This is a genomic window from Ignavibacteriota bacterium (assembly GCA_016713565.1).
In the GTDB taxonomy this organism is placed as follows: Bacteria; Bacteroidota; Ignavibacteria; order Ignavibacteriales; family Melioribacteraceae.
On sequence record JADJOX010000007.1, the window covers coordinates 978,686 to 1,003,413 of the forward strand.

Here is a 24,728-nt window from a genome sequence, read left to right on the forward strand (position 1 = left end):
TATAAATCCAGCAAATGCTGGATTTTTTATTTATTCAAATAATATTTCTCAAAATAAATTACAATTTTATTAAAAGCTTCATCCACAGAATTACAAAAATCGAATAATTTCAAATCTTTTTCCTCTATCATTCCATGTTCGATAAACGCTTCAAAATTTATCATTTTTTTCCAATAATTTTCGTCGTAGACAATTACTTTCATATCTTTTTTAATTTTTCCTGTTTGCACTAAAGTTAAAATTTCCATAAACTCATCAACCGTTCCAAAACCTCCGGGAAAAACAATTAAAGCTTTTGCTAAATACGCAAACCAGAATTTTCTCATAAAAAAGTAATGAAATTCAAAAGCCAATTCCTTTTTTACATATTTATTTACAAACTGCTCATAAGGAATGCTGATATTCAATCCGATTGATTCGCCTCCGGCAATTTTGGCGCCTTTGTTTGCTGCTTCCATTATTCCCGGTCCGCCGCCCGAACAAATAATAAATCTTTTTTTATTTGTTGTTAAACCCATAGACCATTTTGTCAACTTTTCGGAAAGTAGAACCGCATCTTCATAATATTTCGACATTTTAACGAGATTTTCCAATTTGGCAAGTTTTTTTGCATAATCTTTACTTTCCTTTTTTGTATTTTTAACAAAATCACGAAGCAAGGTTTTTGATTCTCTCGCGGATTTTAGTCTTGCCGAACCAAAAAACACAACTGTATCAACAATATTTAATTTATTAAATCTCGATTTTGGTTCTAAAAATTCCGATAATATTCTAATACTTCTGGCATCTTTGGAAGTTAGAAAATCAATATTTCTGTAAGCTTTGGTTGGGAGATTGTTTTTACTCATATACGGTTCCACATTTTCAGATATTTAAGACAAATATAAAAATATATTTACTAATTAAAGAACTTTTAATTTTTCTTAATGTAAAAAAATAATAATGTAAATGAATTTTACTATTTTTCCGAACACTTTTTTGAGCGACATGAAAAAATTTTTTACTGTTCTTTTACTTCTAGTAACAACTTCTTGTTTTAGTCAATCACTGAAAAAAATTCAGCAGATAATTTCAGAAATTCCGGCTTCAACAAAACTATCAATAAACATTACAAATGCAAATACCGGTAAAATATTATATAGTAAAAATGATTCGGTTCCAATGATACCGGCATCAAACACCAAATTATTTACAACTGCAACAGCTCTTTATTTAATGGGAAATGATCACATTTTTGAGACAAAGTTTTTAACAGAAGATTTGGATATTTACGATTCAAGAATTGACGGCAATCTTTATGTAAAAGGATACGGTAACTCTGTATTTACTGAAAATGATCTTGATACAATGATATTAAAACTTAAAGACTTGGGAATTAACGAAATTACCGGAGATATTCTTGCCGATGGTTTCTATTACGACAGCCTATATCATCGAGACGAATGGATTGAAGATGAAAAAGCAAATGTTAAACTTCCACCTATTTCTGCACTTGTTATAAATAAAAATCAAATAATTGTTTCGTTAAATTCCAACGGTAAAGTTGGAAGTAAATTAAATTATTCAATAAGACCTGAAGCACCATTTATTAATGTGAATATGAAAGCTAAGGTTACAAAATTGCGCACGAATCCTTCTTTTAAAATTCAAAGCAATGATGATAATTTCGAACTAACAATTTCAGGCGGCTTAAGAAAAAAGAAGTCGCAGAGCAGTTTTGTAATTGATATTGATAATCCAACATTATTTTTTGCTCTTCTGCTGAAAGAAAAGCTGATGAAAAATGGGATTGAAGTTAAAGGGAAAGCTAAAATAGGTCGTTCCCAATTAAACTTAAATGAAATAGCTTCAAACGGAATTCCAATAAATGAACTTATTTCACTTATAAACAAGCATAGCAATAACTATCTTGCCGAATGTTTATTTAAGGCGGTCGGCGCATTTTTCAGCGGCGAGCAGGGAAATTCCTTTTACGCGACTCAAGCAGTATTAACTACATTTGCCGCCGATAATGTAATTGACAATCAGACAGCAGTTGTTGATGGATCAGGCATATCCAGATTTAATACAATTACAACCGGATCTATTTCTAGACTGCTTTATAAAATTTACAAGGATAAAACTTATTTTAATAATTTTTACGGTTCTCTTTCAATTTATGGAATTGACGGAACTTTAAGATCCAGAAGTAATTTTCAATATTTGGAAAACAATTTTAGAGGCAAGACCGGAACTTTAAATGGAGTTACCGCGCTTTCCGGTTATTTAAAAAGTATTGACAATACTGATTATATTGTGAGTATAATAATGGAATACAAAGATAAAAGTTCTTTTTATTATAAAAATGTAGAAGATAGAATTATATTTGAGCTGTCAAAATAAAAAGGGGAAAATAAATTTTCCCCATAAAAAAAATTTTATTTAGATTCAGGAGTTTTATTTGTACTTGCAGGTGGTAAAGTTGTTGTTGCTGGAACATTTTTAGCTCCCGAACTTTGAATTATACTTTCTCTTTCGCTTGATGTTGATTGTCCAGGAAGAAAAAACAAATTTATAACAATCGATAAAACAATTAAAGCGCCGCCTAACCACCAAGTAGCTTTACTTAAAAAATCTGCGGTTCTTCTAGCGCCGAAAACAGTTCCAAATCCACCTGCGGCACCGCCAATTGTACCCGATAGACCATCACCCTTACTTGCTTGTAAAAGAACGACAATAACCAAAATAATTGAAATAATTATTGATAGTGTAATTAATAACGTATACATATTTTCCTCAAATTTTTGTAGCGAGGGAGGGATTCGAACCCCCGACACGTGGATTATGATTCCACTGCTCTAACCTACTGAGCTACCTCGCCACATTGTTTTTAACAGAACATTAAAAATATTGAAATAAACTTCATTTTTCAAGTAAACAAATTATAAAATATGCGGACTTCGTTTTAATAAAAAAATAAAAATCGGTGCTCCAATTAATGCAGTAATTGCACCAACCGGTAGTTCGGATGGAGTAATCACTGTTCTGGCAATTGTATCCGATATTGTTAAATAAATTGCGCCAATAAAAAATGAAAGTGGAATTATTATTCGATTATCGTAACCCCAAATTAAACGGCAAATGTGTGGAATTGTAAGTCCTACAAACCCAATTATCCCGCTGACGGAAACAACTGTCCCAATCAAAATACTTGATATAAAGTAGGCTAATGTTTTTTGACGTTTTGCGTTAATTCCCAAACTTTTTGCGGTTTCATCACCTAAAGAAAGAATATTAAATACGTTGGAATTTATTGAAAGGTAAATTGAAGAAACTGATACAACAAAAATAACAATAGTTAAATTTCCGGAATTTGCGAAAGAAAGACTTCCAATCATCCAAAAAACTGCGGTTCTAAGCGAATTATCCAAAAGTATTACAAAAAGTAAAATAGCCGCAGAAAAAAATGCTCCAATCATAACACCGGAAAGAAGAAGTGTATTGCCGCTAATTTCGCCGAACCTTCTGCCTAAAAAAAATACTAGGAACATTACTAATATGGCACCGCAAAACGCAAGAATTTGTGTCCCAATAAATGCTGCACCAATTAAAATTGCCAAAACTGCTCCAAAAGTTCCGCCGCTTGAAATTCCTAAAATATACGGTTCAGCTAAAGGATTCATCAAAATAGATTGAAAAACAGCACCGGAAATAGACAGTCCGCCGCCGACAAATATCGCGAATAAAATTCTCGGCAGTCTGATTTGAAAAATGATTTGACTTAATTTATCGTCAGTTGAACTTCCAAAAATTATTTTAAATGCTTCAGTAATACCTATATCCACTGATCCGATTGTTAAACTTATAAATCCCACAACAACGGTTACAGCGGCAAAAAATAAAATTTGAATGAAAAGTGAAAATTTATTTAGCGGTTTAAATTTGACCATAATACGTCAATCAATTGCGTAATATTTATATTTGCGGCTGATGAGAAAAAAAATATCTCTTCAGTAAACTTTTTCTTTAGTTTCTTTTTCAAACTATCAATTTTCTTCTCATCCAACAAATCTATTTTGGATATTCCAATAATTTTCTTTTTCTCAGCTAAAATTTTACTGTAACTGTTTAATTCGCTTAATAAAATTTTATAATCTTTAGGAATATTTTCAGATGTTGAATCGATCAAAATAAAAAGTATTGCGGTTCGTTCTATGTGCTTTAAAAACTCATGACCAAGACCTTTACCAAGATGAGCGCCTTCAATTATTCCGGGAATATCTGCAACCGTAAAACTTTTAAAATCTTTGTATTTAACAATTCCTAAATTGGGTTTTAAAGTTGTAAATGGATAATCCGCTATTTTAGGTCGTGCCGAAGAAATTGTAGAAATAAGAGTAGATTTTCCGGCGTTTGGAAATCCAACAAGACCAACATCGGCTACAAGTTTCAGTTCAAGAGCAATACTTAGTTCTTCTCCGGGTTTCCCTTTTTCCGCGTAACGCGGAGCCTGGTTGGTTGAAGTTGCAAAATTACTGTTTCCTTTTCCGCCTTTTCCGCCTTTTGCAATTCTAATTTCAGAATTATCTTCGTTTAGATCGGCAATTATTCTATCATCAGTTTTATCAATTATTAAAGTTCCTTTTGGTACCTTAATTATTAAATCAATACCGCTTTTCCCATCCTTTAGAGAATTTTCACCATTATTGCCGTCTTCGGCGTTATATTTCTTTTTATACCTTAAATCTAACAAAGTGTGTAAATTGTTATCGACCTTAATAATTACATCGCCGCCTTTTCCGCCGTTCCCGCCGCTAGGACCGCCTTTAGGGACATACTTTTCCCTTCTAAATGATACGGAACCGTTTCCGCCGTTTCCGGCTTTAACTAATATTTCGGCGTAATCTATAAACATGATCTTATTAGGATTGGGAAAAATACTCGGTTATATAAGTTTTAAACACAATTACATCATTATGAAATATATCCACATGATTATTTTTACAGTAATCATTGGTCAATTCCAAAGCCTCTTTTTCATTAAACGCATTGGAAATTTTACCCGCAATTCCATAGAAATCTTCCATGTCGTAATCAAAAATAGTTTCAATAATATTTGACATATTTCTTGAAGAAATCAGTTCGTTGAACGTAGAGTAAATAACTTTTACCTCATCTTCAGTATTATCCATTTCTTCTCTGTAATTAATATTTCCGATTAAATCGGATTGTTCAATTTTATTTATAATTTCCAAATTCTTTTCGTCATTTTCCGAATTTTCTAAATAATTCAAGTCGGAAAAAACTTCGGTAATTTCATCATTATCACTTAGTTTTAATTTTTTTTCATCCAATAAATTTTCCAGTTTTTGCTTTTCGTCGTTGTCCAGTTCATTTATACTTATATTTGTATTATACTCTTGAAACTCCTCTTCATTCTGACTATCATTTATAATTTCATCAATTGAGTTGTTTAAATCAAAATTTTCTTCGGCAATTTCATTTTCAATTTCGTCAATAACTTTTTCATTTATATCATTTTCAATTACAGGCTGCTGTTCCGAATTAAGCAATTCTACTTCTTCATCATTATATTCTACTAAATCAATATGTCTATCATTAATAATTCCGATATATTCTTCTTCAGATGGGATATCAACAATAATTTCTTCGCTTATATTTGATACATCAATTTGAAGATTTATTGCATTTACATTTTCAGTTAAGCTGATATTATCTTGAATTTTAAAATTTTCAAATGGTAAGTTTTTTTTAATCAAAGAATCGTAAATATTATTCACATCGATTAAATTCTTTATAAGTTTTTTTACATCCGGTTTTTCATCAATACTTAGTATATCAATTGAAGTTTCTTCTTCATTCTGAATTTCAATTTCAGATACACTGCCGGTTGCAGTATTCTTTTCAACTTTAACATTTTCATTTTCTTCAGATTTTTGCGAATTCAAGATGCCGCTTACTTCAGGTTTTTCCTCTATTACATTTAAATTTTCAGCGCTCTCAGGTTTAGGAATTTCAGCTTCTTCAGATATATTGTATTCATCATATGTTTCAACTTCACTTTCAGCTACTATGGGATTTTGGTTTTTCAAAGTAAATCTGTCAAAACTACTTTCTTGATTTTCAGAAAAATTAATTTCATCGAGACGAATTTTATCATCAGCTAATTTTCTTGTTTCAGATACTGAAATTTCAATTCCGTCAAAATCCGACTTAAATAAATTTTCAATATCGGTAAAGTTCAATGTGTCAGGTTTCTCAAGTTCATATTTGAGTTGAAGCCTTTGCGAAAAATTGCTTAATTCTTTATCTTCCAAAAACATTTGAACTGCGTCAAAAGGCAAATGAGATTGTTCTGAATTTGTCTGATCAAAGAAATTCACTATCGAATTTAACGAGCTATTTATCAAATTTTGAAGATGATTTTTTTTAGTAACTTGTTCTATCTTGTTCAGCAAATGCGCAAATTCTTTTCGTGAAATTGTTTTAACTTTTTTCTTCTCTAAAAATAACAGAACTAATTTTACAATGTATTTATAGTAATAAACAAATTTAAGTTTCGAAAATATTTCGTCATAAGGAAGTTCCTTATTATCTTCAAAAACAAAATTAGTTAAAGTACTATTCGGTTTTGTTAAATAACCAACGTTAAACTTCACAGCTTCTTCGATGAGAACTTTTATAAATGCAGATGAAAATTCTTTTTCCTTTTTTACTTCTTTTGAAATTAACTTAAAAAGTTTTTCAATTTTTTCACCGGAGTAATCAAATTTCGAATTTTTCTGAATAAATTTTTTTTCTTTCTGAATCTGGTAATCTATTGTACTCAAAATATATTTTACAATTGCAGGATGCACTTTGGCATTTTGTAAATCATATAATTGAAATCTATCGTTAAGATCTTTAATCTTTGCAAAATTAAAAGAAATAATATTTTGAATTTCTTTTTGAAGCATAACACTCTTCCAAAGTTATAATTTGGCAAAAAAAGTAAAACTGCAGAATTTGAATTGTAATATATGATAATTATAAAAATAGAACAAATGATTTGATTTTTGCGACTTGATATGAGAAAAAAATCGAGGATCGGACAAAATGATCTTTAGGAGAGAGCATTATGGCTTTGCCCGACCCGAAAAAGAAACTTTTAATTGTAGGAAGTATTTAAAGCATCAAATAAATTTGGATATATTTCAAAAATTCCTTCAAACGTACTTAATGACAACAATTGTGGTTTGCTCTTAAAATCAACTATAAGTTTAATATAGCCGCTTTTTTTGTTAACAATTTTAAGATACTTAACCAATGTCCCGAAAAATATTGAATCCATGAAATAGACGTTTTCAAAATCGATAATTATTTTCGTTTTGCCTTCGTCAATTATTTTAGAAATATAATCCGAAAAATCGGTTACTTCGTTTACAGTCGCGCGCTCATTATTTACCATAATAATCGCATTCTGGGTTTTAACATCAAATATATTTCTATAATGATTTCTTTTATTTGAAATAAAGAAATCTTTGCCAAGAATTACATTATTTTTATTCAAAGTCTTTAATGTTTCATTATTCATTTTTATTTCCTTTTGATAATTATTTTAAAGCTAACTGACTATTTGGAACTTTTTTATTCTTTGGTTCTGATTTTTTATCATCATCTTTTTCTTTAAATCTTCTCTTAAAAATTTTTTCATTTTTGATTAAATTCCAAATTGCGCCGTTATCAACATTTATTACTTCATTTCCGACCATTATATACTTTACTTCGGCAAAAATTTTAACGTTATTAACTACTGTAGGACTATCAGCCGAATAGAATTGAACTGTTTTTCTAACATTATCCGGCATTTCTTCATAAAGTCCGGAATAAACAAAATTACTGTCCATTCTCATCGTCATAAGTAACGAGCCTAAACTATTTTTTGATTTTTTATAACCGGTTTCATAGCTTGCAAAAATTAAAAAGGCAATTCCCACAACAATAAAAAACAAAACAATATATGCACTTTTTTTTGATTCCACCATTTCCCCCTTGCGAGATAAAGTTTGTATATTTTTGATACTAATTAGGTGGATAAAATTTAGACTGCTGTGTTCTGTGTCAAACATCAATGTGGGGAAATAAAAAACCCGCTCAAATGAACGGGTTCAAAGAATAATTATTTGGAATAAATATTAATATCTATAATGATCAGATTTAAATGGACCTTCTTTGGAAACTCCAAGATAAGCAGCTTGATCATCAGTAAGTTTTGTAAGATTCACTCCTAATTTTGATAAGTGCAATCTTGCCACTTCTTCATCCAAATGTTTAGGTAATCGATAAACATCAATTTCATATTTATTTTTCCAAAGTTCCATTTGGGCTAAAGTTTGATTTGTAAATGAATTGCTCATTACAAATGACGGATGTCCCGTTGCGTTGCCTAAGTTTACCAATCTGCCGTCGGAAAGTAAAATAATTGAATGACCATCAGGAAAAACATATTGATCAACTTGCGGTTTAATATTAATTCGTTTTATGCCAGGATATTTTTTTAATTTATCGACTTGTATTTCATTATCAAAATGTCCGATATTGCAAACAATTGTTCCATCTTTCATTTTTTCCATATGCTCAATTGTTATAATATCTTTGTTTCCGGTCGTTGTAACAAAAATATCTCCTTTTGATAAAAATTCCTCAACGGTTTTAACTTCAAAACCTTCCATTGCTGCTTGAAGAGCGCAAATCGGATCAATTTCGGTTATATGAATTCTTGCTCCAAAACCTTTTAAAGATTGCGCCGAACCTTTACCTACATCACCGTAACCGCAAACTACAACATTTTTGCCCGCAACCATAATATCAGTTCCGCGTTTTATTCCATCCGCCAATGATTCTCTGCAACCGTAAAGATTATCAAATTTTGATTTTGTAACTGAGTCGTTTACATTAATTGCGGGAAATAAAAGTTTACCTGCTTCTTTCATTTGGTATAATCTGTGAACACCGGTTGTTGTTTCTTCGGAAACGCCTTTAATATTTTTAGCAATTAGTGTCCATCTATTAGGATTTTCTTTGTAAGATAATTTTAATTTTTTGAATAATTCAATTTCATCTTCGGTAGTTTTTACTTCGTCTAAAATTGAAGGATTTTCTTCTGCGTCTTTTCCAATATGGATCATTAAAGTTGCATCTCCTCCATCATCAACAATAAGATCCGGTCCGCTTCCATCAGGAAACACTAACGCTTGTTCGGTACACCACCAATAATCTTCCAAAGTTTCACCTTTCCAAGCATAAACAGAAATTCCATTTTGTGCAATTGCCGCTGCCGCATGATCTTGGGTAGAATAAATATTACAGCTAGCCCATCTAACATCAGCTCCAAGTTCAACCAATGTTTCAATCAGTACCGCGGTTTGAATTGTCATATGAAGAGAACCTGAAATCTTTGCGCCTTTCAGCGGTTTAATCTTTCCATATTTTTCTCGTAATGCCATTAGTCCGGGCATTTCTTTCTCTGCCAAAACAATTTCTTTTCTTCCCCAATCGGCTAAAGAAATATCCTTAACTTTATAGGGTAATAATTCAATTTCATTCGTTGTAATGCTCATTTTTAACCTTTCTTATACTTTTTAAATTTTTCTACTAAATCCAAATTTTCCCAAGAAAATCCTTCTCTACCAAAATGACCGTAAGCCGTTGTATTCTGATAAATCGGAGTTCTTAAATTTAATCTGTTAATAATTCCGCTGGGAGTTAGATCAACTTCTTTTTTGATCATTTCGGAAATTTCATTATCGGAAATAACTCCGGTTCCTTTAGTATCTACAAAAATTGAAACAGGTTCTGCAACGCCAATTGCATAAGCCAACTGTACTAAACATTCTTTTGCTAATTTAGCACCAACTACGTTTTTTGCAATATGACGTGCAGCATAGGTTGCGCTTCTATCCACTTTGGATGGATCTTTTCCGGAAAACGCGCCGCCTCCATGAGGAGCCCAGCCGCCGTAGGTATCTACAATAATTTTTCTACCGGTTAATCCGCTGTCTCCGTGCGGTCCGCCAATTTCAAATCTGCCTGTTGGATTTACAAAGTATTTGGTATTTTTATCCAAAAGTTTTGACGGTATTACTTTTTTAATTACATGCTTTATAACGTCATCTTTTATTCTTTTTTGACTTACTTTGGCATCATGCTGTGTTGAAACAACTACTGCATCAACTCTTAAAGGTTTATTATTTTCACCATATTCAACCGTAACTTGTGATTTTGCGTCCGGCCGCAGATATGGCATTAGTTTTTTATTTTTCTTTCTTATATCTGCAAGTTTTTTTACTAATTTGTGAGCGTAAATAATCGGCATCGGCATTAATTCGGGAGTTTGATCGCAGGCATATCCGAACATTATACCTTGATCGCCGGCACCGCCGGTATCTACACCCATTGCAATATCCGGAGATTGAGAATGAATTGCGTTTAATACCGAACAAGATTCCGAATCAAATTTATATTCAGCTTGAGTATAGCCGATTTTTTTAACTGTATTTCTAACAACTTCCTGAATATCAACATATGCTGTAGTAGTTATTTCTCCGCCCACGAGAACCAAGCCCGTTGTAACGAATGTTTCGCACGCAACTCTTGCATTTGGATCTTGCGAAAGAATTGCATCAAGCACGCCATCCGAAATTGCATCCGAAACTTTATCGGGATGACCTTCACTTACTGATTCCGAAGTAAAAAAGTAGGACATTTAAACCTCTTTTATTATTTTTCTAAAGAAACTGATTAATTTAATTTTATTTAAGTTCAAAATTAGAGAAAACTCGTCTTTATTCAAAGTTTGAAAAATAGTTGCATTTTTTTAGGATATTCATCAATAGAATTACTCAAATATTACAAATTAAATATCCAATTATACAAGGCGGAATGGTTTGGGTATCCGGATGGAAATTGGCTTCCGCCGTTTCAAATAATGGCGGCTTGGGTTTAATCGGCTCTGGATCTATGAAGCCCGAATTATTGCGGGAGCATATTCAAAAATGTAAAGATGCGACACAAAATAAATTTGGGGTGAATTTACCTTTACTCAGAGGTGATGCCGAAGATTTGGTAAATGTAATTATCAGTGAAGATGTAAAAATTGTTTTCACTTCCGCGGGTCATCCGGGAAAATTTATTGATAAATTTAAGAGTCAAAATATTACCGTTGTTCATGTTGTTCCAAACATAAAATATGCTTTGAAAGCTGAAAGTGTTGGATGCGACGCAATTGTCGGTGAAGGAGTTGAAGCCGGAGGTCATAATGGTATTGACGAATTAACAACATTTTCTTTAATTCCACAGCTATTACAAGCTGTAAAAATTCCGGTAATTGCAGCGGGCGGAATTTCAAACGGAAACGGAATTCTTGCCGCATTAGCTCTTGGTGCTGAAGGTGTTCAAATTGGAACTCGTTTTGCGATAACTCAAGAATCTTCTGCTCACGAGTTTTATAAATCAGCGGTTATAAACGCTAAAGATTGTGATACACATTTAATTCTTAAAAAAATTGGATTAGCCCGAGTAATAAAAAATAAGTTCAGCGAGGAAATTTTAAGTTTAGAACAAAATTGCGCTGATCCGGAAACACAAATGGAATTTTTAGGTAAAAAACGTGAAATGAAGGGAATTTTTGAGGGAAACATAAATGAAGGTATGTTGGAAGCAAGTCAAAGTTCCGGATTAATTGAAGGTATTCCAACAGTTGAACAACTTATGAATGCATTAATTTTTGAATATAACAATTCATTACAAAAACTAAGAAATTTATAGAAAGGAAAACATATGCAGCATTATCAAACATTTGTTGCTTTACATATAATTTTTGCCGGTATGTGGCTTATTTTTTTTGCGGCTGACATTATAATTAAAAATAAAATTACAAAAGCTGTTAATCATGAAGTAAAAAATGAATTAATTTCACTTTATTTGCAATTAACAAATTTATTCGGAATTGTAGGAGCAATAGGAATCGCTGTTACCGGAATTATTCTTGTTATGCAAAATCCAGGTTACGGTTTTTTTGATATGAGTCACGCGCATTGGCTTGCAACAAAGCAAATAATTTTAGTTATAATTTTAATTTTGACTTTTGCAAAACTTATCCCTGATTCCAAAAAATTAAGAGTTTCGTTAACCGGCTCAAATTCTGAACTGATTTCAGTCAATTTAAAAAAAGTGTTTAATACAAATATGATTATAAATTCTCTTGTATTACTTAATTTTCTTTTTGCTATTACTCACAGATTCTATTCATAATTATGTTTATAATAGCAACTTTTAATGGTATTTTTTGACAATGAATTTTCAAATTTACTTTTAAATGAAAAAAATCCTTATTCTTGGTTCCACCGGTTCAATTGGCGTTAGTACTCTGGATGTAATCAGAAACTTTAAAGATCAGTTTGAAGTTTTTGGTTTGACCGTAAATTCAAACATCAAACTGCTAAAAAGGCAAATTGAAGAATTTAAACCAAAATTCGTAGTTGTAAAAAATGGGAATTTTGAAGAATTAAAGAATGAAGTTAATGATTGTAAAGTATTAAATGGCGAAGACGGTCTGATTGAAATAACAAGAAACGGTGATTATGATATTTTAGTTTCTTCTTTAGTTGGTTTTGCCGGACTCGCGCCAACTCTTGAAAGCATAAAACGAGGAAAAAGAATTGCACTCGCGAATAAAGAAACTTTAGTTGCCGCAGGAGAAATAGTAATAAAATCGGCTGAAAAATTTAATGCGGAAATTATACCGGTAGATTCTGAACACAGTGCAATTTTTCAGTGTTTGGTAGGCGAAAAAAAACAGAATATTGAAAAATTATTGGTAACCGCTTCTGGCGGTCCGTTTCTGAAAAAATCGATAATGGATTTGGAAAAGGTTACTGTTGGAGAAGCTCTGAATCACCCAAATTGGAATATGGGAAACAAAGTTACAATTGATTCTTCAACAATGATGAATAAAGGCTTAGAAGTTATTGAAGCTCATTGGCTTTTTGGATTACCGAAAAGAAAAATTGATGTTGTGGTTCATCCGCAGTCAATCGTTCATTCAATGGTGGAATTTATTGACGGCAGTATAAAAGCTCAGTTAAGTTTGCCGGATATGAAACTGCCTATTCAATATGCGTTGACATATCCGGAAAGATTTGGAAGTAAATTTGTAAATACGCATTTTCCGTCATTAAAGGAATTGACCTTTTTTGAACCCGATTTAAATAAGTTCAAATGTTTGAAATTGGCATTTGACGCAATGGAACAAGGCGGAACTGCGCCTTGTATACTAAATGCCGCAAACGAAATTGCGGTTGAAAAGTTCTTTACGGGAAAAATTAAATTTACACAAATTCCTGAATTGATCGAATATGGGTTAAATAATATTGTAATAAATCATAATATTGATTTTGAATCAATTTTGGAATGTGATAAAGCAACAAGAGACTTAATTAGTAAAGTATAATTTTTAGAATTTTTAATAAAGGGAGAGATTTTTGGTTAACTCGATTATTTATTTCATTATAACAATTGCGATTTTGGTTTTTGTGCATGAATTGGGTCATTTTTTGGCTGCAAGAATTTGCAAAATGAGAACTGATGCGTTTGCGATTGGATTTGGTCAAAGATTATTAGGCTGGAATAAAATTAACAGCTTTACTTTTGGAAATCTTCCAAAAGATTTTGATCTTCAAGGACATACCGATTATAAAATTTGTCTGCTTCCGCTTGGCGGATATGTTAAAATTGCTGGAATGGTTGATGAAAGTTTTGACACAAAATTTGCAAATGAAGTACCTCAGCCTTATGAATTTAGAGCAAAGCCAACATATCAAAAATTATTTGTAATTACCGCCGGAGTTTTAATGAATTTGATTCTTGCGATTGTGATTTTTTGGGGCGTAAATTTTATCCAAGGAAAGCAGATAATGAAAACTACTTCCCTTGGAGAAGTTGCCGACACAACGCTTGCATATGAAGCAGGTTTCAGATCATTTGATAAAATTATTTCTGTGAACGGAACAAAAGTAGATAATTGGGAAGGATTGTTGAATTCTTTGCTTATCGAAAATCTTGGTAAAAATGTAAATGTTGTTGTAGAAAGAAACGGAAGCGAATTTACATTTACCGCGCCCAGAGAAATTTTATCAAAGGCATCGCAACAAGCTGATTTCTTTCCAATCGGTGATACAAAACCTTTAATTAGCAATGTTATGAAAGATTCACCGGCTGAAAAATCCGGAATTAAATCTGGTGATGTATTTTTAGAAATAAATAATGTTAAAATTAAATCTACTCAGCAAGTAATTTCAATAATTTCCTCTCACAAAGAAGTTGAATTACCGGTTAAAGTGCTTCGTGAAAAAGATACGGTTTTAGCAAACGTAACACCTAGCTCAAGCGGATTGATAGGAATAAATATTGGCGATGCTTATTTGGGAGTTGTAGAAACTAAAGATTATTCATTAGGTGAATCATTAGTTAAAAGCGTTTCAAACATTGGCAGCTATACCGCGCTAACTTTTAAAATGTTCGGAAATGTAATTCGCGGCGATATCGCGTTTGAAAATTCATTCGGCGGACCGGTAAAAATTGCGAAATTCGCTTCTCAATCTGCAGATGCCGGAATTATTCCTTTCTTAATGTTTTTGGCATTGTTAAGCTTAAGTTTGGCGATTATTAATATTATGCCTTTTCCTGTTTTAGACGGCGGACATTTTGTAATAATTTTGATTGAAGGAATTATTAGAAGAGAGCTTCCGATTAAAGTTAAATTAGCAATTCAAAATTTTGGTTTTGTAATTTTATTAATGTTTATGGCGTATATTATTTATTCAGATATCGCAAGTTTATAAAAATAATTTCGTTCTTTGTTTTTATCCCTAGAATTTAATTCTAGAATTTTTTCGAGACAGCTCTAAAAGGTTTTGAACTGTCATTGCGATGAAGTATGACGAAGCAATCTTTATTCAAAAAAAAGATTACTTCGCTTCATTCGTGATGACAGAAATCTTTCTGCATATAACATTTTATATTACTTATAATCTTCACTAATTTTTTCCAAACTCATTTTTTTACACAATAAAAAAACAATTCTAAACCTGCAAAATCATTTTAACATTTTTACTCAATTTATTTTTCAATTTTTAAACAAGGTAATAATGAAACAATATTTTTACATTACATTTTTTCTGCTAATTGCTGAAATATTATTTGCACAAAATATTACGGAATATAAAATAGATTCGGTCGTTATTTCTTCAAACCGTATTCCATTATCTTTTTCAGAAATTGGAAGAAGCGTTAAAATAATTTCAGATTATGAAATTCAAAATCTACCGGTAGCAAATATTCCGGAATTGATAGATCAGATTAGCGGAATTGATGTAAAACAGCGCGGACCCGAAAACGTTCAAGCGGATGTTTCAATCCGCGGCGGAAGTTTTGAACAAACTCTTATTCTAATTGACGGTATTAAAATAATCGATCCGCAAACCGGACATCATAATTTAAACTTGCCAATAAATTTTTCTCAAATAGAACGCGTGGAAATTTTAAAAGGACAAGGCTCGCAAATATACGGCGCTAATGCTTTCAGCGGTGTTATTAATTTTATAACAAAAAAAAGCGGAGAAAATAATTTAGGAATTGAACTTAACGGCGGAGAAAATAATTTTTACAATTTAGGTATTAATACATCGCAAAAAATTGGCAGTACATTTCATAATTTGTCTTTCAGCAAATCAAAATCTGACGGATACCGCAAAAATACCGAGTTTGAAAATTATATTTTTTCTATGAACAACTCATTTAAATTTACAAATACAATCATTAACACGCTTTACGGATATTCAGATAAGGATTTTGGAGCGAACAGTTTTTATACAATTCGATTTCCGAATCAAGCGGAAAAAGTAAAAACAAATTTTGCTTCAGTCTCCGCTGATGCAGATATTTCAAGTATTAGATTTAAACCGAATTTATTCTGGCGTCTGAATAAAGATGAATTTGTATTGAATAAATTCGATGAATCGTTTTATAAAAATATCCACTCTACAAATTCATTCGGCGGTGAAATTCAAGCTTCCATAAATCAATTTGGTCAAGCAACAAGTTTTGGAATTGAATTTTCAAAAGATTTAATTGAAAGCAATAATCTTGGAAATCATAAACGAGAAAAGAAAGGATTTTTCATCGAGCAAATTATCAAACCAATTGATAAAATAAATATAAGCATTGCCGGGTTTGCTTATAAATATTCATCACTTAATTTTAAGTTTTGGCCGGGCGCTGATGTTTCTTATACTCCAAACAATAATTTAAAATTATTCGCAAATTTCGGAAAAGCATTCCGCATACCAACATACACAGAATTGTTTTATAAAGATCCTGTTACAATTGGGAATGAAAATTTAAAACCGGAAGAATCAATCAATTATGAAATTGGTATGAATTATACATCAGATTTTTGGGAAACTAATTTCTCTGTTTTCAGAAAGGAAGGGAAAAATTTAATCGATTACATTTTGAATGAAGATACAAATTTTTGGAAAGCTGAAAATCTTACTAAAATTAATACAAACGGTTTTGAAATAGGATTTGTATTTAATCTTACAAATTTCACCAATAGTATTTTATCTAAATTGAAAATCGATTACACTTATTTAAATTCCGATAAAATTAATTTGGGAATTCAATCCCGTTATAATTTAGAACATTTAAGAAATGATTTGACAATACAGTTTTTCAACAATCTTCCGTTTGATATTCAACAAAGCTGGGCTGTAAATTATGAAGAAAGAGTAAGTTTAAAAGATCACTTATCAATTGATACAAAACTTAAGAAAAACTTTACTCGCTTAGAAATATTTATTGAAGCATCAAATTTATTGAATAAATCTTTTCAGGAAATTCCCGGAGTTCCATTACCGGGAAGATGGATCATTGGCGGCATTTGCGTAAAATTATTCTAAAATTTATTCACAAGATCACATCTCTAAAACAATTTTGCTTCGCTGAGATGGGATCTTTTAGATTTGCTAAAAAAAATAAAGATGTAATCTCATAAAGAGATCCCATCTTTTTAAGAAATTATTTTTTTTCTTTTTTATCATCCAACTTAAAATGTATGGGAATTACAACTTCAGCTATAACAAATTTTCCGTTTTTTTCACCGGGTATAAATTTTGTTGATTTTATTGCAGATATTGCGGCTTCATCCAAATCTTTACTTACACTTTTTACAACTTCGGCAGATTCAACATTTCCAGCTTCATCAACATTTGCTTTTACAAAAACTTTTCCTTCAATTCCCTCTTGTTTTGCTGACTCTGGATATTTAATATTTTTAACAAGTTCTTGAATTCCGCCCTTAATTTCCGGCATTTTATCAATTTCATCTTGCGCAAAAATTATTAATGATGATAACAATAAAATGATAAATATTTTATTTAGATTTTCCATTTTTCGTCCTTTTATTTTTTTACTTCTTCATTACTTAATTTGAATAAAATTGGAACAGTAACTTGAACACCAACCGGTTTGTCTTTTAAATAACCAGGAATAAATTTTGTTTGTTTAACTGCTAAAATTGCCGCATTATCACACTCAGAATCAAGTCCTCTAATAATTTCAGTCGCTGAAACATTCCCAAGAGAATCAATAAATGCCTTAATATACACTCTCCCTTCTATTCCATTTTGTTTTGCATTTTTAGGATAAATAATTTTTTGCTGAATTCCGGCGACGCCGCCAATAGGTTCAGGCATTTTATCAACCATTACAAAATATTCACCGCCATAATAATTTTCTATTAAAGGAAAATTTGAAGAAATTCCCGAACCATTTAACTTTTTATTTTCATTTGATTTTGAAATTGTTACGACCCATTTTATTTTATATTTTAAAAATTTATCATCTTCTATGTACTTGTTCATTATCCAACTTTCCATATTTTGTGCAACCAATTTATCAATTTCTTTAGACCCACTAATTTCGGGTCTTATTTTGTCAATTTTCCCATTCTCATTAATAAAAATAGAATATATAAATTCACCATCTTTCTTATAATTCTCTTTAATTTTATTTGCAGTGGTACTCATTAATTTAATTTGATTATATGAAAATGATAAAACTGATGGTTTGTCTGGTCGCCAATATTCTGTTTGAATATTTTTATAGTCAGATTCATAATTTGGTAAAATTTCTATACCTTCATTTTTATTGCATTTTGTAAATACAATAAAAGATATTAAAATTATTATTATACCAGTTGCTTTTTTCATTTTCCCCTCACATTTTTGATGTTACTACAATTTGACTTTCGACATTTGCTTTTACTTCTGCTTGCGGCAATGTGTTAAATAAAACTTGTATCATTTGGTTTTGCTGATTTATCTGCTGAAACGACAATTCCAATTTATTTCTATACTGCAATGATTCGTTGTAAAAGAAAAATGAAATTATGAGAAGCAAAACCGCAAAAGCATATGTCATATAACTAAAAATTTTATTCTGATTTTTAACAGGAATTTCATCAGTTGTTTTCAAATTAGAAAATATCTTTTCATCAAGCTTTTGGGGATATTCTTCCGCACTTTCCTCAATTATTGTTTTAAGCAAATTCATTTCCTTAAAATAACTCCGAGCTTCTTCGTTCCCCGACAGTTCCGTAAATAAAAATATTTCCTCACCTTTACTAAGCTCATTATCAAAATATTGATTAATAATATTTTTAATGTCTTCAGTATTCATTTCAGTTCCTTAAATTTTTGCAATGCCGAATTTATTTCCGCGACATTGAACAGCATTGATTATTTTTTTTCATTCCGGAGCAAGTCAGGAATGATATTTCTATTAAACTATTTTTGAAATTTTGCTAATTAATTTTTGTCTTACTTTGTAAAGTCTGCTTTTAACCAAATCAATATTAATATTCATAGTTTCTGAAATTTCTTTGTAGCTCAAACCGCCGTATTCTTTTAGCAAATAAACTTCTTTTTGTTCGTTTTCCATTTTATCTAATTCTTCAAAAATTATTTTTTTCATTTCCTTAATTTCAACATAATATTCCAATTCGAATTCATCCTTTTTCCTTTCTGTAAATTCTTCGTCAAATTTTTCAATTCGCTTATTACGTTTATGTAAATTGTAATATTCATTTCTCGCCGTTTTGAAAATCCAAAAATTTACGCTTTCGGAATTTTTAATTAAATCAAAATTCTCATAATATTTTAAGAAAACAGACTGTACAATATCTTCGGCAATCATTTTATCACCGGATAATTTTAGAAGAAAATTGTACAGGTTCTTTCTATATCTATTATAGATAATTGTAAACCGGATAATTTTACTGTTCTCTTTTTCCAAACTGATTTATTTTTGTTTATATAAAGACAAATGAGATTATAAAATGTTGCTTTTGATTATTTATTGGAAAATAAATAATTTATAAAAAGAATACCTGCGCAATTTATTATTCCGGGATTTATACTAATAAGATCACATCTCTAAAACAATGTTTGCTTCGCCGAGATGGGATCTTTTTCATTTGTGTGAAAATACAAAGATGTGATCTCCTAAAGAGATCCTATCTTTTGGCTAAATTCATGAAATTTCCGTCAAAAGGTTCAGGCATTTCTTCAACCGTAAAAAAATTTTCTCAATTGGTATTGATTGCTGTAGTGCTTTTATTATTCTGTATTTTTTTTCAGCATTACTAAACAACCATTAATTAGTTGAAACAACTTTAATAGTTGATTGAATTCAATTATAGAAAATTTATATCTTTTTGATAAGCGATTTCCAATAGATCATTATATTCGTCAAAATCGATTTCTGTTGTTCCGAACATTTTTAAGTGTGGCGTGGGAAATTGTACATCGAGAAAAATAAATTCTTTATTATGAAGATGAACAAGTAATTTTGCGAGGGCAGATTTACTTGCCTGCGAAACTTTTGAGAACATTGATTCGCCAAAAAATACTCCGCCGATCGCGATTCCATATAATCCGCCGACCAATAAATTACCTTGATAAACTTCAACGGAATGCAAATAACCGAGTTTTGCAAGATCTTTATAAGCCATAATTAATTCTTCGGAAATCCAAGTAGTATCTCTATCGGCACAATTTCTAATAACTTCAATAGTTTTTTCGTCCACTCGATACTCAAAATCGGCAGACGACATAAATTTTTTAAGTGATTTTGGAATATTGAAATTTTCCATCAAAATAACGCATCTTTCTTTCGGCTGATACCAGCTAATCTCACCTTTTCATCAGCCATTGGAAACGCGCCTTGCGAATATAAATTTATCATATTGACAGGTTTAAGTACATCTTTTGAATTCAATTTTAATATTTCTTTTTATATTAACAGCGTAAATATTTGAAAAAGATAATAACAAATTATTCAGTCTTTATCATACTTTATTTGAAATTAATATTTAAAGTAACATTTAAAATTGATCAATAATATTTTTAATTATTAGTTTATCAAATTTCTTAAATAATAAAACGATTTGGATCAGCAGAAAAAATCTATTTTATATACAATCAGCGCTGTGCTGTTTTGGTCAACAGCCGCGACTGCTTTTAAAATTACGCTTTCCGGAATGAATTATATTCAGCTTTTGTTTTACTCCTCCTTAGCAAGCACAATTATACTTTTTATTATTCTATGTTATGACAAAAATTCTAAAATTATAGAAGTGTTTAACCCAAAATATTTTTTAACCAATTTAATTCGCGGTTTCGTAAATCCATTTTTCTTTTATATGGTTATATTTAAAGCATATTCAATTTTATCAGCTCAAGAAGCAATGACGTTAAATTATATTTGGCCGATTACCATTTCTTTTTTTTCCGTAATATTTTTAAAAACAAAACTAACATTTAAAATATTTCTTGGACTAGTAATTGCTTTTTTGGGGGTTTTCATAATTGCCACAAGAGGTGATTTTCTATCGTTAGAATTCCATAATATTTATGGAGTTTTTTTAGCCGTCGGAAGCTCAATTATTTGGTCAACATATTGGATATTAAATTTGAAGGATGAGAGAAATGAATTAACAAAATTATTCGGCGCGTTTTTCTACGGAACAATTTTAATTTTTATTTACATTTTATTTTTTGACGAAATTATTCTGCAAAATTACAAGTATTTATTCGGCGCAATTTATATCGGCCTGTTCGAGATGGGAATTACTTTTTATTTGTGGCTAAAAGGATTGAAACTCAGCGCCAACAAAGCTAAAACCGCCACGTTCGTTTACCTTTCACCATTTTTATCAATTATATTTATCGCAATAATTTTGAAGGAAAAACTTTTCGCCTATTCAATTATTGGATTGATTTTTATACTTTCAGGAATTTTTATACAGTATTTGTATTTTGAAAATGGAAAGGTCAAAATCAAACTAAAGTAAAAGTTTGTCCAATTGAATTTAATCCCAATTCAATTTTATAATTTTCCGAAGATTTAATAAGCCAGTCAATTGGTTCCTCAAAGGATTCGGCGCCAAGTTTAAAAGTTTTTGTATGAATTGGAATAAAATATTTGGCTCCAATATTTTCCGCCATAATTAAAGCTTCTTCCGGATTACAATGTGCGTAAGTCCAAGGATTATATGCGCCGATCGGCATAATTGCGATATCAGGATTTTTATTTTTTAATAATTCCAACTTTGTTGTTTTTCTTGTGTCTCCGCCGAATAAAATAGATTTGCCGTTCTTCTCAATTAAATATGCGTTATAACTTCTTCCGTCTTTAAGATATCCGCGCGATCTGTCTTTTTCCCATGGATATCTCCAGCCAAAATGTTCAACTTCCAATGCGGTAATTTTTAAGTCATTAATTTCGGTTTGTTCATTCCAATCAATTATTTTGACAGATTTCCATTTGAGGTCTTCAACAACATCAATTGTTAAATAAGCGACAACCACATCAATTTGATCGGGAAATTTTTCCGTTAACTTTTTTAACGATTTATAATCAGTATGATCAAAATGTGCGTGAGAAAGAAGAACCAAATCGGGTTTTGGAATTTCATCAAAACTTAATGCGGGCGGTGTTAATCGCGAAGGACCGAAACTTAAGCCGAGAAAATTCATTCCAATTCTATCAAATAAAATTGGGTCGGTTAATATAATTGTTCCGTAAAAATTTATTAAAATTGTTGAATGACCGATCCATGCTAAATTTATTTGATCATTTTGCCAATTTTTCGGTTCGGGTTTGAAATCCAAAATATTTTCATTTTCTTCGGCAACTAAGAGTTTTGGAAAAAAGATTGTACCTATTGCCGCAAAAAAACTTTTTCCTATAAAATTTCTTCTGTTCAACATTAAGAAAGCTTTCTAATTTGGCAGGATAATTTTGTTGGTCAATTCGTTTATGTCGTCGGGTTTAATTGGAAAATGTTCGTTTAATATTTTTCCAACCTTTTCAATTCCGGAAATTATTCCTTCGGCAAAATATCCGTTCTTAAAATTTTGCTCAATTTCCATACTTACATCTTTCCACACATTCTGCTCTACTTTTTCATTAATGCCTTTATCGGCAAGAATGTAAAATTTTCTTCCCCCAATAAAAAGAACAGCAATATTCCCGTTTTATCTTTTGTTTGATGCATATTAAGTTTATAAAATTCTTTTTCACATAAAGCTCTTAGAGTAGAATTTCGTTCACTTAATTTTCTTTCCTCTTTTATACTCACACGTATTTCACCCGAAGTTATTAATTCAACTTCGGAAATTTTTCCTGAAATTCTTAAAAAATCATCATCATCAAAAAAGTGATATATTATTTCGTTCATATATTTTCAAAGGTTTATTCAAATATATAATCATTTGGAAAATTAAAAAAGGTAAAGAATGCTGATGCGGTTTAAAATCTGCATTATAGTTTTTGTATGTAAAAGATAAAATTTAAAATTTTTATCAATCTAAGTTTACTATAATGTTGATTTAATTTTTATCTCATTTAGTATCAAATTGTTAAATGAACTCAGTAATGGTATATTTACACAGCAAATAAAATATTTTAGGAAAAAAAATGGACTTAAAGTTAGAAAAATTAAAAAATTTCAAACCAAGAAAAGGTACCGTTTTATTAGTTGTAATGGACGGAGTCGGTTTTGGAAAACAAGATGAAAGTGACGCGGTTTATTTGGCAAAAACTCCAAACTTAGATAAATTATTAACTCTTCCAAATCAAGTAAGATTAAAAGCGCACGGAACGGCTGTTGGATTACCAAGCGACGATGATATGGGAAATAGCGAAGTTGGACATAACGCGCTCGGCGCGGGTCGCATTTTTGCTCAAGGCGCAAAACTTGTAAATAATTCAATTACATCGGGTGAATTCTTTAAATCAGAAAATTGGAATAAAATTTTAGAAATAGGTAAATCCGGAAAAACAGTTCACTTTTTAGGATTACTATCTGATGGAAATGTTCATTCAAATATTAAACAGCTTTTTATTTTGATAAATAAATGCGCGGAAGCCGGCGTTTCTAAAGTAAGAATTCATGCTTTGCTAGACGGCAGAGATGTTCCAGGCAGATCTGCTTTAAATTATGTGAATCCAACCGAAGAATTATTAAATAAAATTTCCAATGAAAAAGGTTACGACTATAACTTCGGATCAGGCGGCGGCAGAATGATTACCACAATGGATAGATATAACGCTGATTGGGATATTGTTAAACGCGGTTGGAATGCTCATGTTTTAGGTATAGGAAGAAAATTTAAAAGCGCAAGTGAAGCCGTTAACACTTATTATGCCGAAGATCCAAATAAAATAGATCAATATTGGGATCCGTTTGTTATTGTTGATAACAATGAAAAACCCATTGGAACAATTGAAGACGGCGACGCGGTTGTAATGTTCAATTTCCGCGGTGATAGAGCCATAGAAATTTCACGAGCATTTGAAGAAGAAAATTTTAATATATTCAATAGAGTCCGCGTGCCTAAAGTCTTTTACGTTGGAATGATGGAATATGACGGTGATCTGCACATTCCAAGAAATTATTTGGTTAATCCTCCCAAAATTGATAGAAGCATTAGCGAATATATGTGCGGGGAAGGTTTAAATACATTTGCGATTTCAGAAACTCAAAAGTTTGGACACGTGACATATTTTTGGAATGGAAACAAATCCGGTTACGTTTGCGAAGAAAAGGAAACTTATATTGAAATTCCTTCAGATAAAATTGAATTCGACAAAGCGCCAAGAATGAAAGCCGACGAAATTACAGATAAAACAATTGAACTTTTAAGATCGGGAAAATATCAATTCGGCAGAATAAATTATCCGAATGGAGATATGGTTGGACATACCGGCGTAATAGACGCAGTTATAAAAGCTGTTGAAGCGGTGGATGAAGGATTAGGTAAACTTCTTCCGGTTATTGATGAAATCGGCGGAATTGCGTTGATAACAGCTGATCATGGAAACGCAGATGAAATGTTTACCGAAAGCAAAGGAGTTAGAACTCCAAAAACCGCTCATACTTTGAATCCTGTACCATTTATAATTTATGATCCAAACTTTAAGGGCGAATATAAAATGGCAACTTTAACAACACCGGGATTGACAAATATTGCAGGAACAATCTTAAATCTTCTTGGTTATGAAAATGTACAGGATTATGACAAGTCATTAGTAGAAATGTCATAAATATTAATTATTGTAGAGAT

General features: G+C 31.0%; 23 protein-coding genes, 1 tRNA gene and 2 pseudogenes. 8 read left to right on the plus strand and 18 right to left on the minus strand.

Going from position 1 to position 24,728, the window contains the following annotated elements; translation table 11 throughout:
- Positions 1-26: 26 nt before the first annotated feature.
- A complete protein-coding gene (locus IPK06_11655) occupies positions 27-848 on the minus strand; it encodes a TIGR00730 family Rossman fold protein (protein MBK7980626.1) in 822 nt (273 codons plus the stop codon).
- Between the two features lie 139 nt (positions 849-987).
- Here IPK06_11655 and dacB point away from each other — a divergent pair, with 139 nt between their 5' ends.
- Positions 988-2,382, plus strand: a complete 1,395-nt coding sequence (gene dacB, locus IPK06_11660; GenBank protein MBK7980627.1) for a D-alanyl-D-alanine carboxypeptidase/D-alanyl-D-alanine-endopeptidase — start codon at positions 988-990, stop codon at positions 2,380-2,382.
- A gap of 35 nt (positions 2,383-2,417) precedes the next feature.
- Here dacB and secG read toward each other — a convergent pair whose 3' ends face one another.
- From secG to IPK06_11705, 9 genes are all read right to left on the minus strand, one after another.
- Positions 2,418-2,768 carry a preprotein translocase subunit SecG gene (gene secG, locus IPK06_11665; GenBank protein ID MBK7980628.1) on the minus strand — a complete coding sequence of 117 codons (351 nt, stop codon included), beginning with the start codon at positions 2,766-2,768 and terminating at the stop codon, positions 2,418-2,420.
- Between the two features lie 18 nt (positions 2,769-2,786).
- A tRNA-Met gene (locus IPK06_11670) sits at positions 2,787-2,860 on the minus strand.
- Between the two features lie 61 nt (positions 2,861-2,921).
- Positions 2,922-3,929 (minus strand): iron ABC transporter permease, encoded by a 1,008-nt coding sequence (locus IPK06_11675; GenBank protein ID MBK7980629.1) that lies wholly within the window; start codon positions 3,927-3,929, stop codon positions 2,922-2,924.
- A complete protein-coding gene (gene obgE, locus IPK06_11680) occupies positions 3,908-4,894 on the minus strand; it encodes a GTPase ObgE (GenBank protein ID MBK7980630.1) in 987 nt (328 codons plus the stop codon). The genes IPK06_11675 and obgE overlap by 22 nt, the downstream gene beginning before the upstream one ends.
- Positions 4,895-4,901: 7 nt before the next feature.
- Positions 4,902-6,956, minus strand: a complete 2,055-nt coding sequence (locus tag IPK06_11685) for a hypothetical protein (GenBank protein MBK7980631.1) — start codon at positions 6,954-6,956, stop codon at positions 4,902-4,904.
- A 191-nt stretch (positions 6,957-7,147) separates the two neighbouring features.
- The gene (locus IPK06_11690) at positions 7,148-7,573 is read right to left on the minus strand and encodes an STAS domain-containing protein (GenBank protein ID MBK7980632.1); all 426 of its coding nucleotides are present in this window, start codon (positions 7,571-7,573) and stop codon (positions 7,148-7,150) included.
- Between the two features lie 19 nt (positions 7,574-7,592).
- Positions 7,593-8,021, minus strand: a complete 429-nt coding sequence (locus IPK06_11695; GenBank protein ID MBK7980633.1) for a hypothetical protein — start codon at positions 8,019-8,021, stop codon at positions 7,593-7,595.
- A 153-nt stretch (positions 8,022-8,174) separates the two neighbouring features.
- Positions 8,175-9,599 (minus strand): adenosylhomocysteinase, encoded by a 1,425-nt coding sequence (locus IPK06_11700; protein MBK7980634.1) that lies wholly within the window; start codon positions 9,597-9,599, stop codon positions 8,175-8,177.
- A 2-nt stretch (positions 9,600-9,601) separates the two neighbouring features.
- On the minus strand, positions 9,602-10,744 hold the full coding sequence (locus IPK06_11705; protein ID MBK7980635.1) for a methionine adenosyltransferase: 1,143 nt from the start codon (positions 10,742-10,744) through the stop codon (positions 9,602-9,604).
- A gap of 122 nt (positions 10,745-10,866) precedes the next feature.
- Between IPK06_11705 and IPK06_11710 the strand changes: the two genes are divergently transcribed.
- The 5 genes from IPK06_11710 (at position 10,867) to IPK06_11730 (ending at position 16,997) form a co-directional block, all read left to right on the plus strand.
- Positions 10,867-11,805: a nitronate monooxygenase gene (locus IPK06_11710; GenBank protein ID MBK7980636.1), complete on the plus strand. Its 939-nt coding sequence runs from the start codon at positions 10,867-10,869 to the stop codon at positions 11,803-11,805.
- Between the two features lie 12 nt (positions 11,806-11,817).
- On the plus strand, positions 11,818-12,291 hold the full coding sequence (locus IPK06_11715; GenBank protein MBK7980637.1) for a hypothetical protein: 474 nt from the start codon (positions 11,818-11,820) through the stop codon (positions 12,289-12,291).
- 64 nt (positions 12,292-12,355) lie between these two features.
- Positions 12,356-13,489 carry a 1-deoxy-D-xylulose-5-phosphate reductoisomerase gene (locus IPK06_11720; GenBank protein MBK7980638.1) on the plus strand — a complete coding sequence of 378 codons (1,134 nt, stop codon included), beginning with the start codon at positions 12,356-12,358 and terminating at the stop codon, positions 13,487-13,489.
- A 31-nt stretch (positions 13,490-13,520) separates the two neighbouring features.
- On the plus strand, positions 13,521-14,879 hold the full coding sequence (gene rseP, locus IPK06_11725; GenBank protein ID MBK7980639.1) for an RIP metalloprotease RseP: 1,359 nt from the start codon (positions 13,521-13,523) through the stop codon (positions 14,877-14,879).
- Between the two features lie 306 nt (positions 14,880-15,185).
- The gene (locus IPK06_11730) at positions 15,186-16,997 is read left to right on the plus strand and encodes a TonB-dependent receptor (GenBank protein MBK7980640.1); all 1,812 of its coding nucleotides are present in this window, start codon (positions 15,186-15,188) and stop codon (positions 16,995-16,997) included.
- A 118-nt stretch (positions 16,998-17,115) separates the two neighbouring features.
- On the opposite strand, the gene IPK06_11735 is transcribed toward IPK06_11730, so the two are convergent.
- The 5 genes and pseudogenes from IPK06_11735 to IPK06_11755 all read right to left on the minus strand — a co-directional run bounded on the left by IPK06_11735 (position 17,116) and on the right by IPK06_11755 (position 20,343).
- Positions 17,116-17,487, minus strand: coding sequence for an energy transducer TonB (locus IPK06_11735; protein MBK7980641.1), 372 nt, complete (start codon positions 17,485-17,487; stop codon positions 17,116-17,118).
- A gap of 11 nt (positions 17,488-17,498) precedes the next feature.
- Positions 17,499-18,308 carry an energy transducer TonB gene (locus IPK06_11740; protein MBK7980642.1) on the minus strand — a complete coding sequence of 270 codons (810 nt, stop codon included), beginning with the start codon at positions 18,306-18,308 and terminating at the stop codon, positions 17,499-17,501.
- A 7-nt stretch (positions 18,309-18,315) separates the two neighbouring features.
- A complete protein-coding gene (locus IPK06_11745; GenBank protein ID MBK7980643.1) occupies positions 18,316-18,777 on the minus strand; it encodes a hypothetical protein in 462 nt (153 codons plus the stop codon).
- 102 nt (positions 18,778-18,879) lie between these two features.
- Positions 18,880-19,392, minus strand: a complete 513-nt coding sequence (locus tag IPK06_11750) for an RNA polymerase sigma factor (protein ID MBK7980644.1) — start codon at positions 19,390-19,392, stop codon at positions 18,880-18,882.
- A gap of 400 nt (positions 19,393-19,792) precedes the next feature.
- Positions 19,793-20,343, minus strand: a pseudogene (locus tag IPK06_11755) (leucyl/phenylalanyl-tRNA--protein transferase).
- A 211-nt stretch (positions 20,344-20,554) separates the two neighbouring features.
- On the opposite strand from IPK06_11755, the pseudogene IPK06_11760 reads away from it, so the two are divergent.
- Positions 20,555-21,451, plus strand: a pseudogene (locus IPK06_11760) (DMT family transporter).
- Here the strand turns inward: IPK06_11760 and IPK06_11765 are convergent.
- The 3 genes from IPK06_11765 to IPK06_11775 are packed head-to-tail and all read right to left on the minus strand — an operon-like array spanning position 21,438 to position 22,840.
- Positions 21,438-22,367, minus strand: coding sequence for an MBL fold metallo-hydrolase (locus IPK06_11765; protein MBK7980645.1), 930 nt, complete (start codon positions 22,365-22,367; stop codon positions 21,438-21,440). The pseudogene IPK06_11760 and the gene IPK06_11765 overlap by 14 nt on opposite strands.
- A gap of 15 nt (positions 22,368-22,382) precedes the next feature.
- Positions 22,383-22,628, minus strand: coding sequence for a TPM domain-containing protein (locus IPK06_11770; protein MBK7980646.1), 246 nt, complete (start codon positions 22,626-22,628; stop codon positions 22,383-22,385).
- On the minus strand, positions 22,559-22,840 hold the full coding sequence (locus IPK06_11775) for a hypothetical protein (GenBank protein MBK7980647.1): 282 nt from the start codon (positions 22,838-22,840) through the stop codon (positions 22,559-22,561). Before IPK06_11775 ends, IPK06_11770 begins: the two co-directional genes overlap by 70 nt.
- A gap of 239 nt (positions 22,841-23,079) precedes the next feature.
- Here IPK06_11775 and IPK06_11780 point away from each other — a divergent pair, with 239 nt between their 5' ends.
- Positions 23,080-24,708: a 2,3-bisphosphoglycerate-independent phosphoglycerate mutase gene (locus IPK06_11780; protein ID MBK7980648.1), complete on the plus strand. Its 1,629-nt coding sequence runs from the start codon at positions 23,080-23,082 to the stop codon at positions 24,706-24,708.
- Positions 24,709-24,728: the final 20 nt, after the last annotated feature.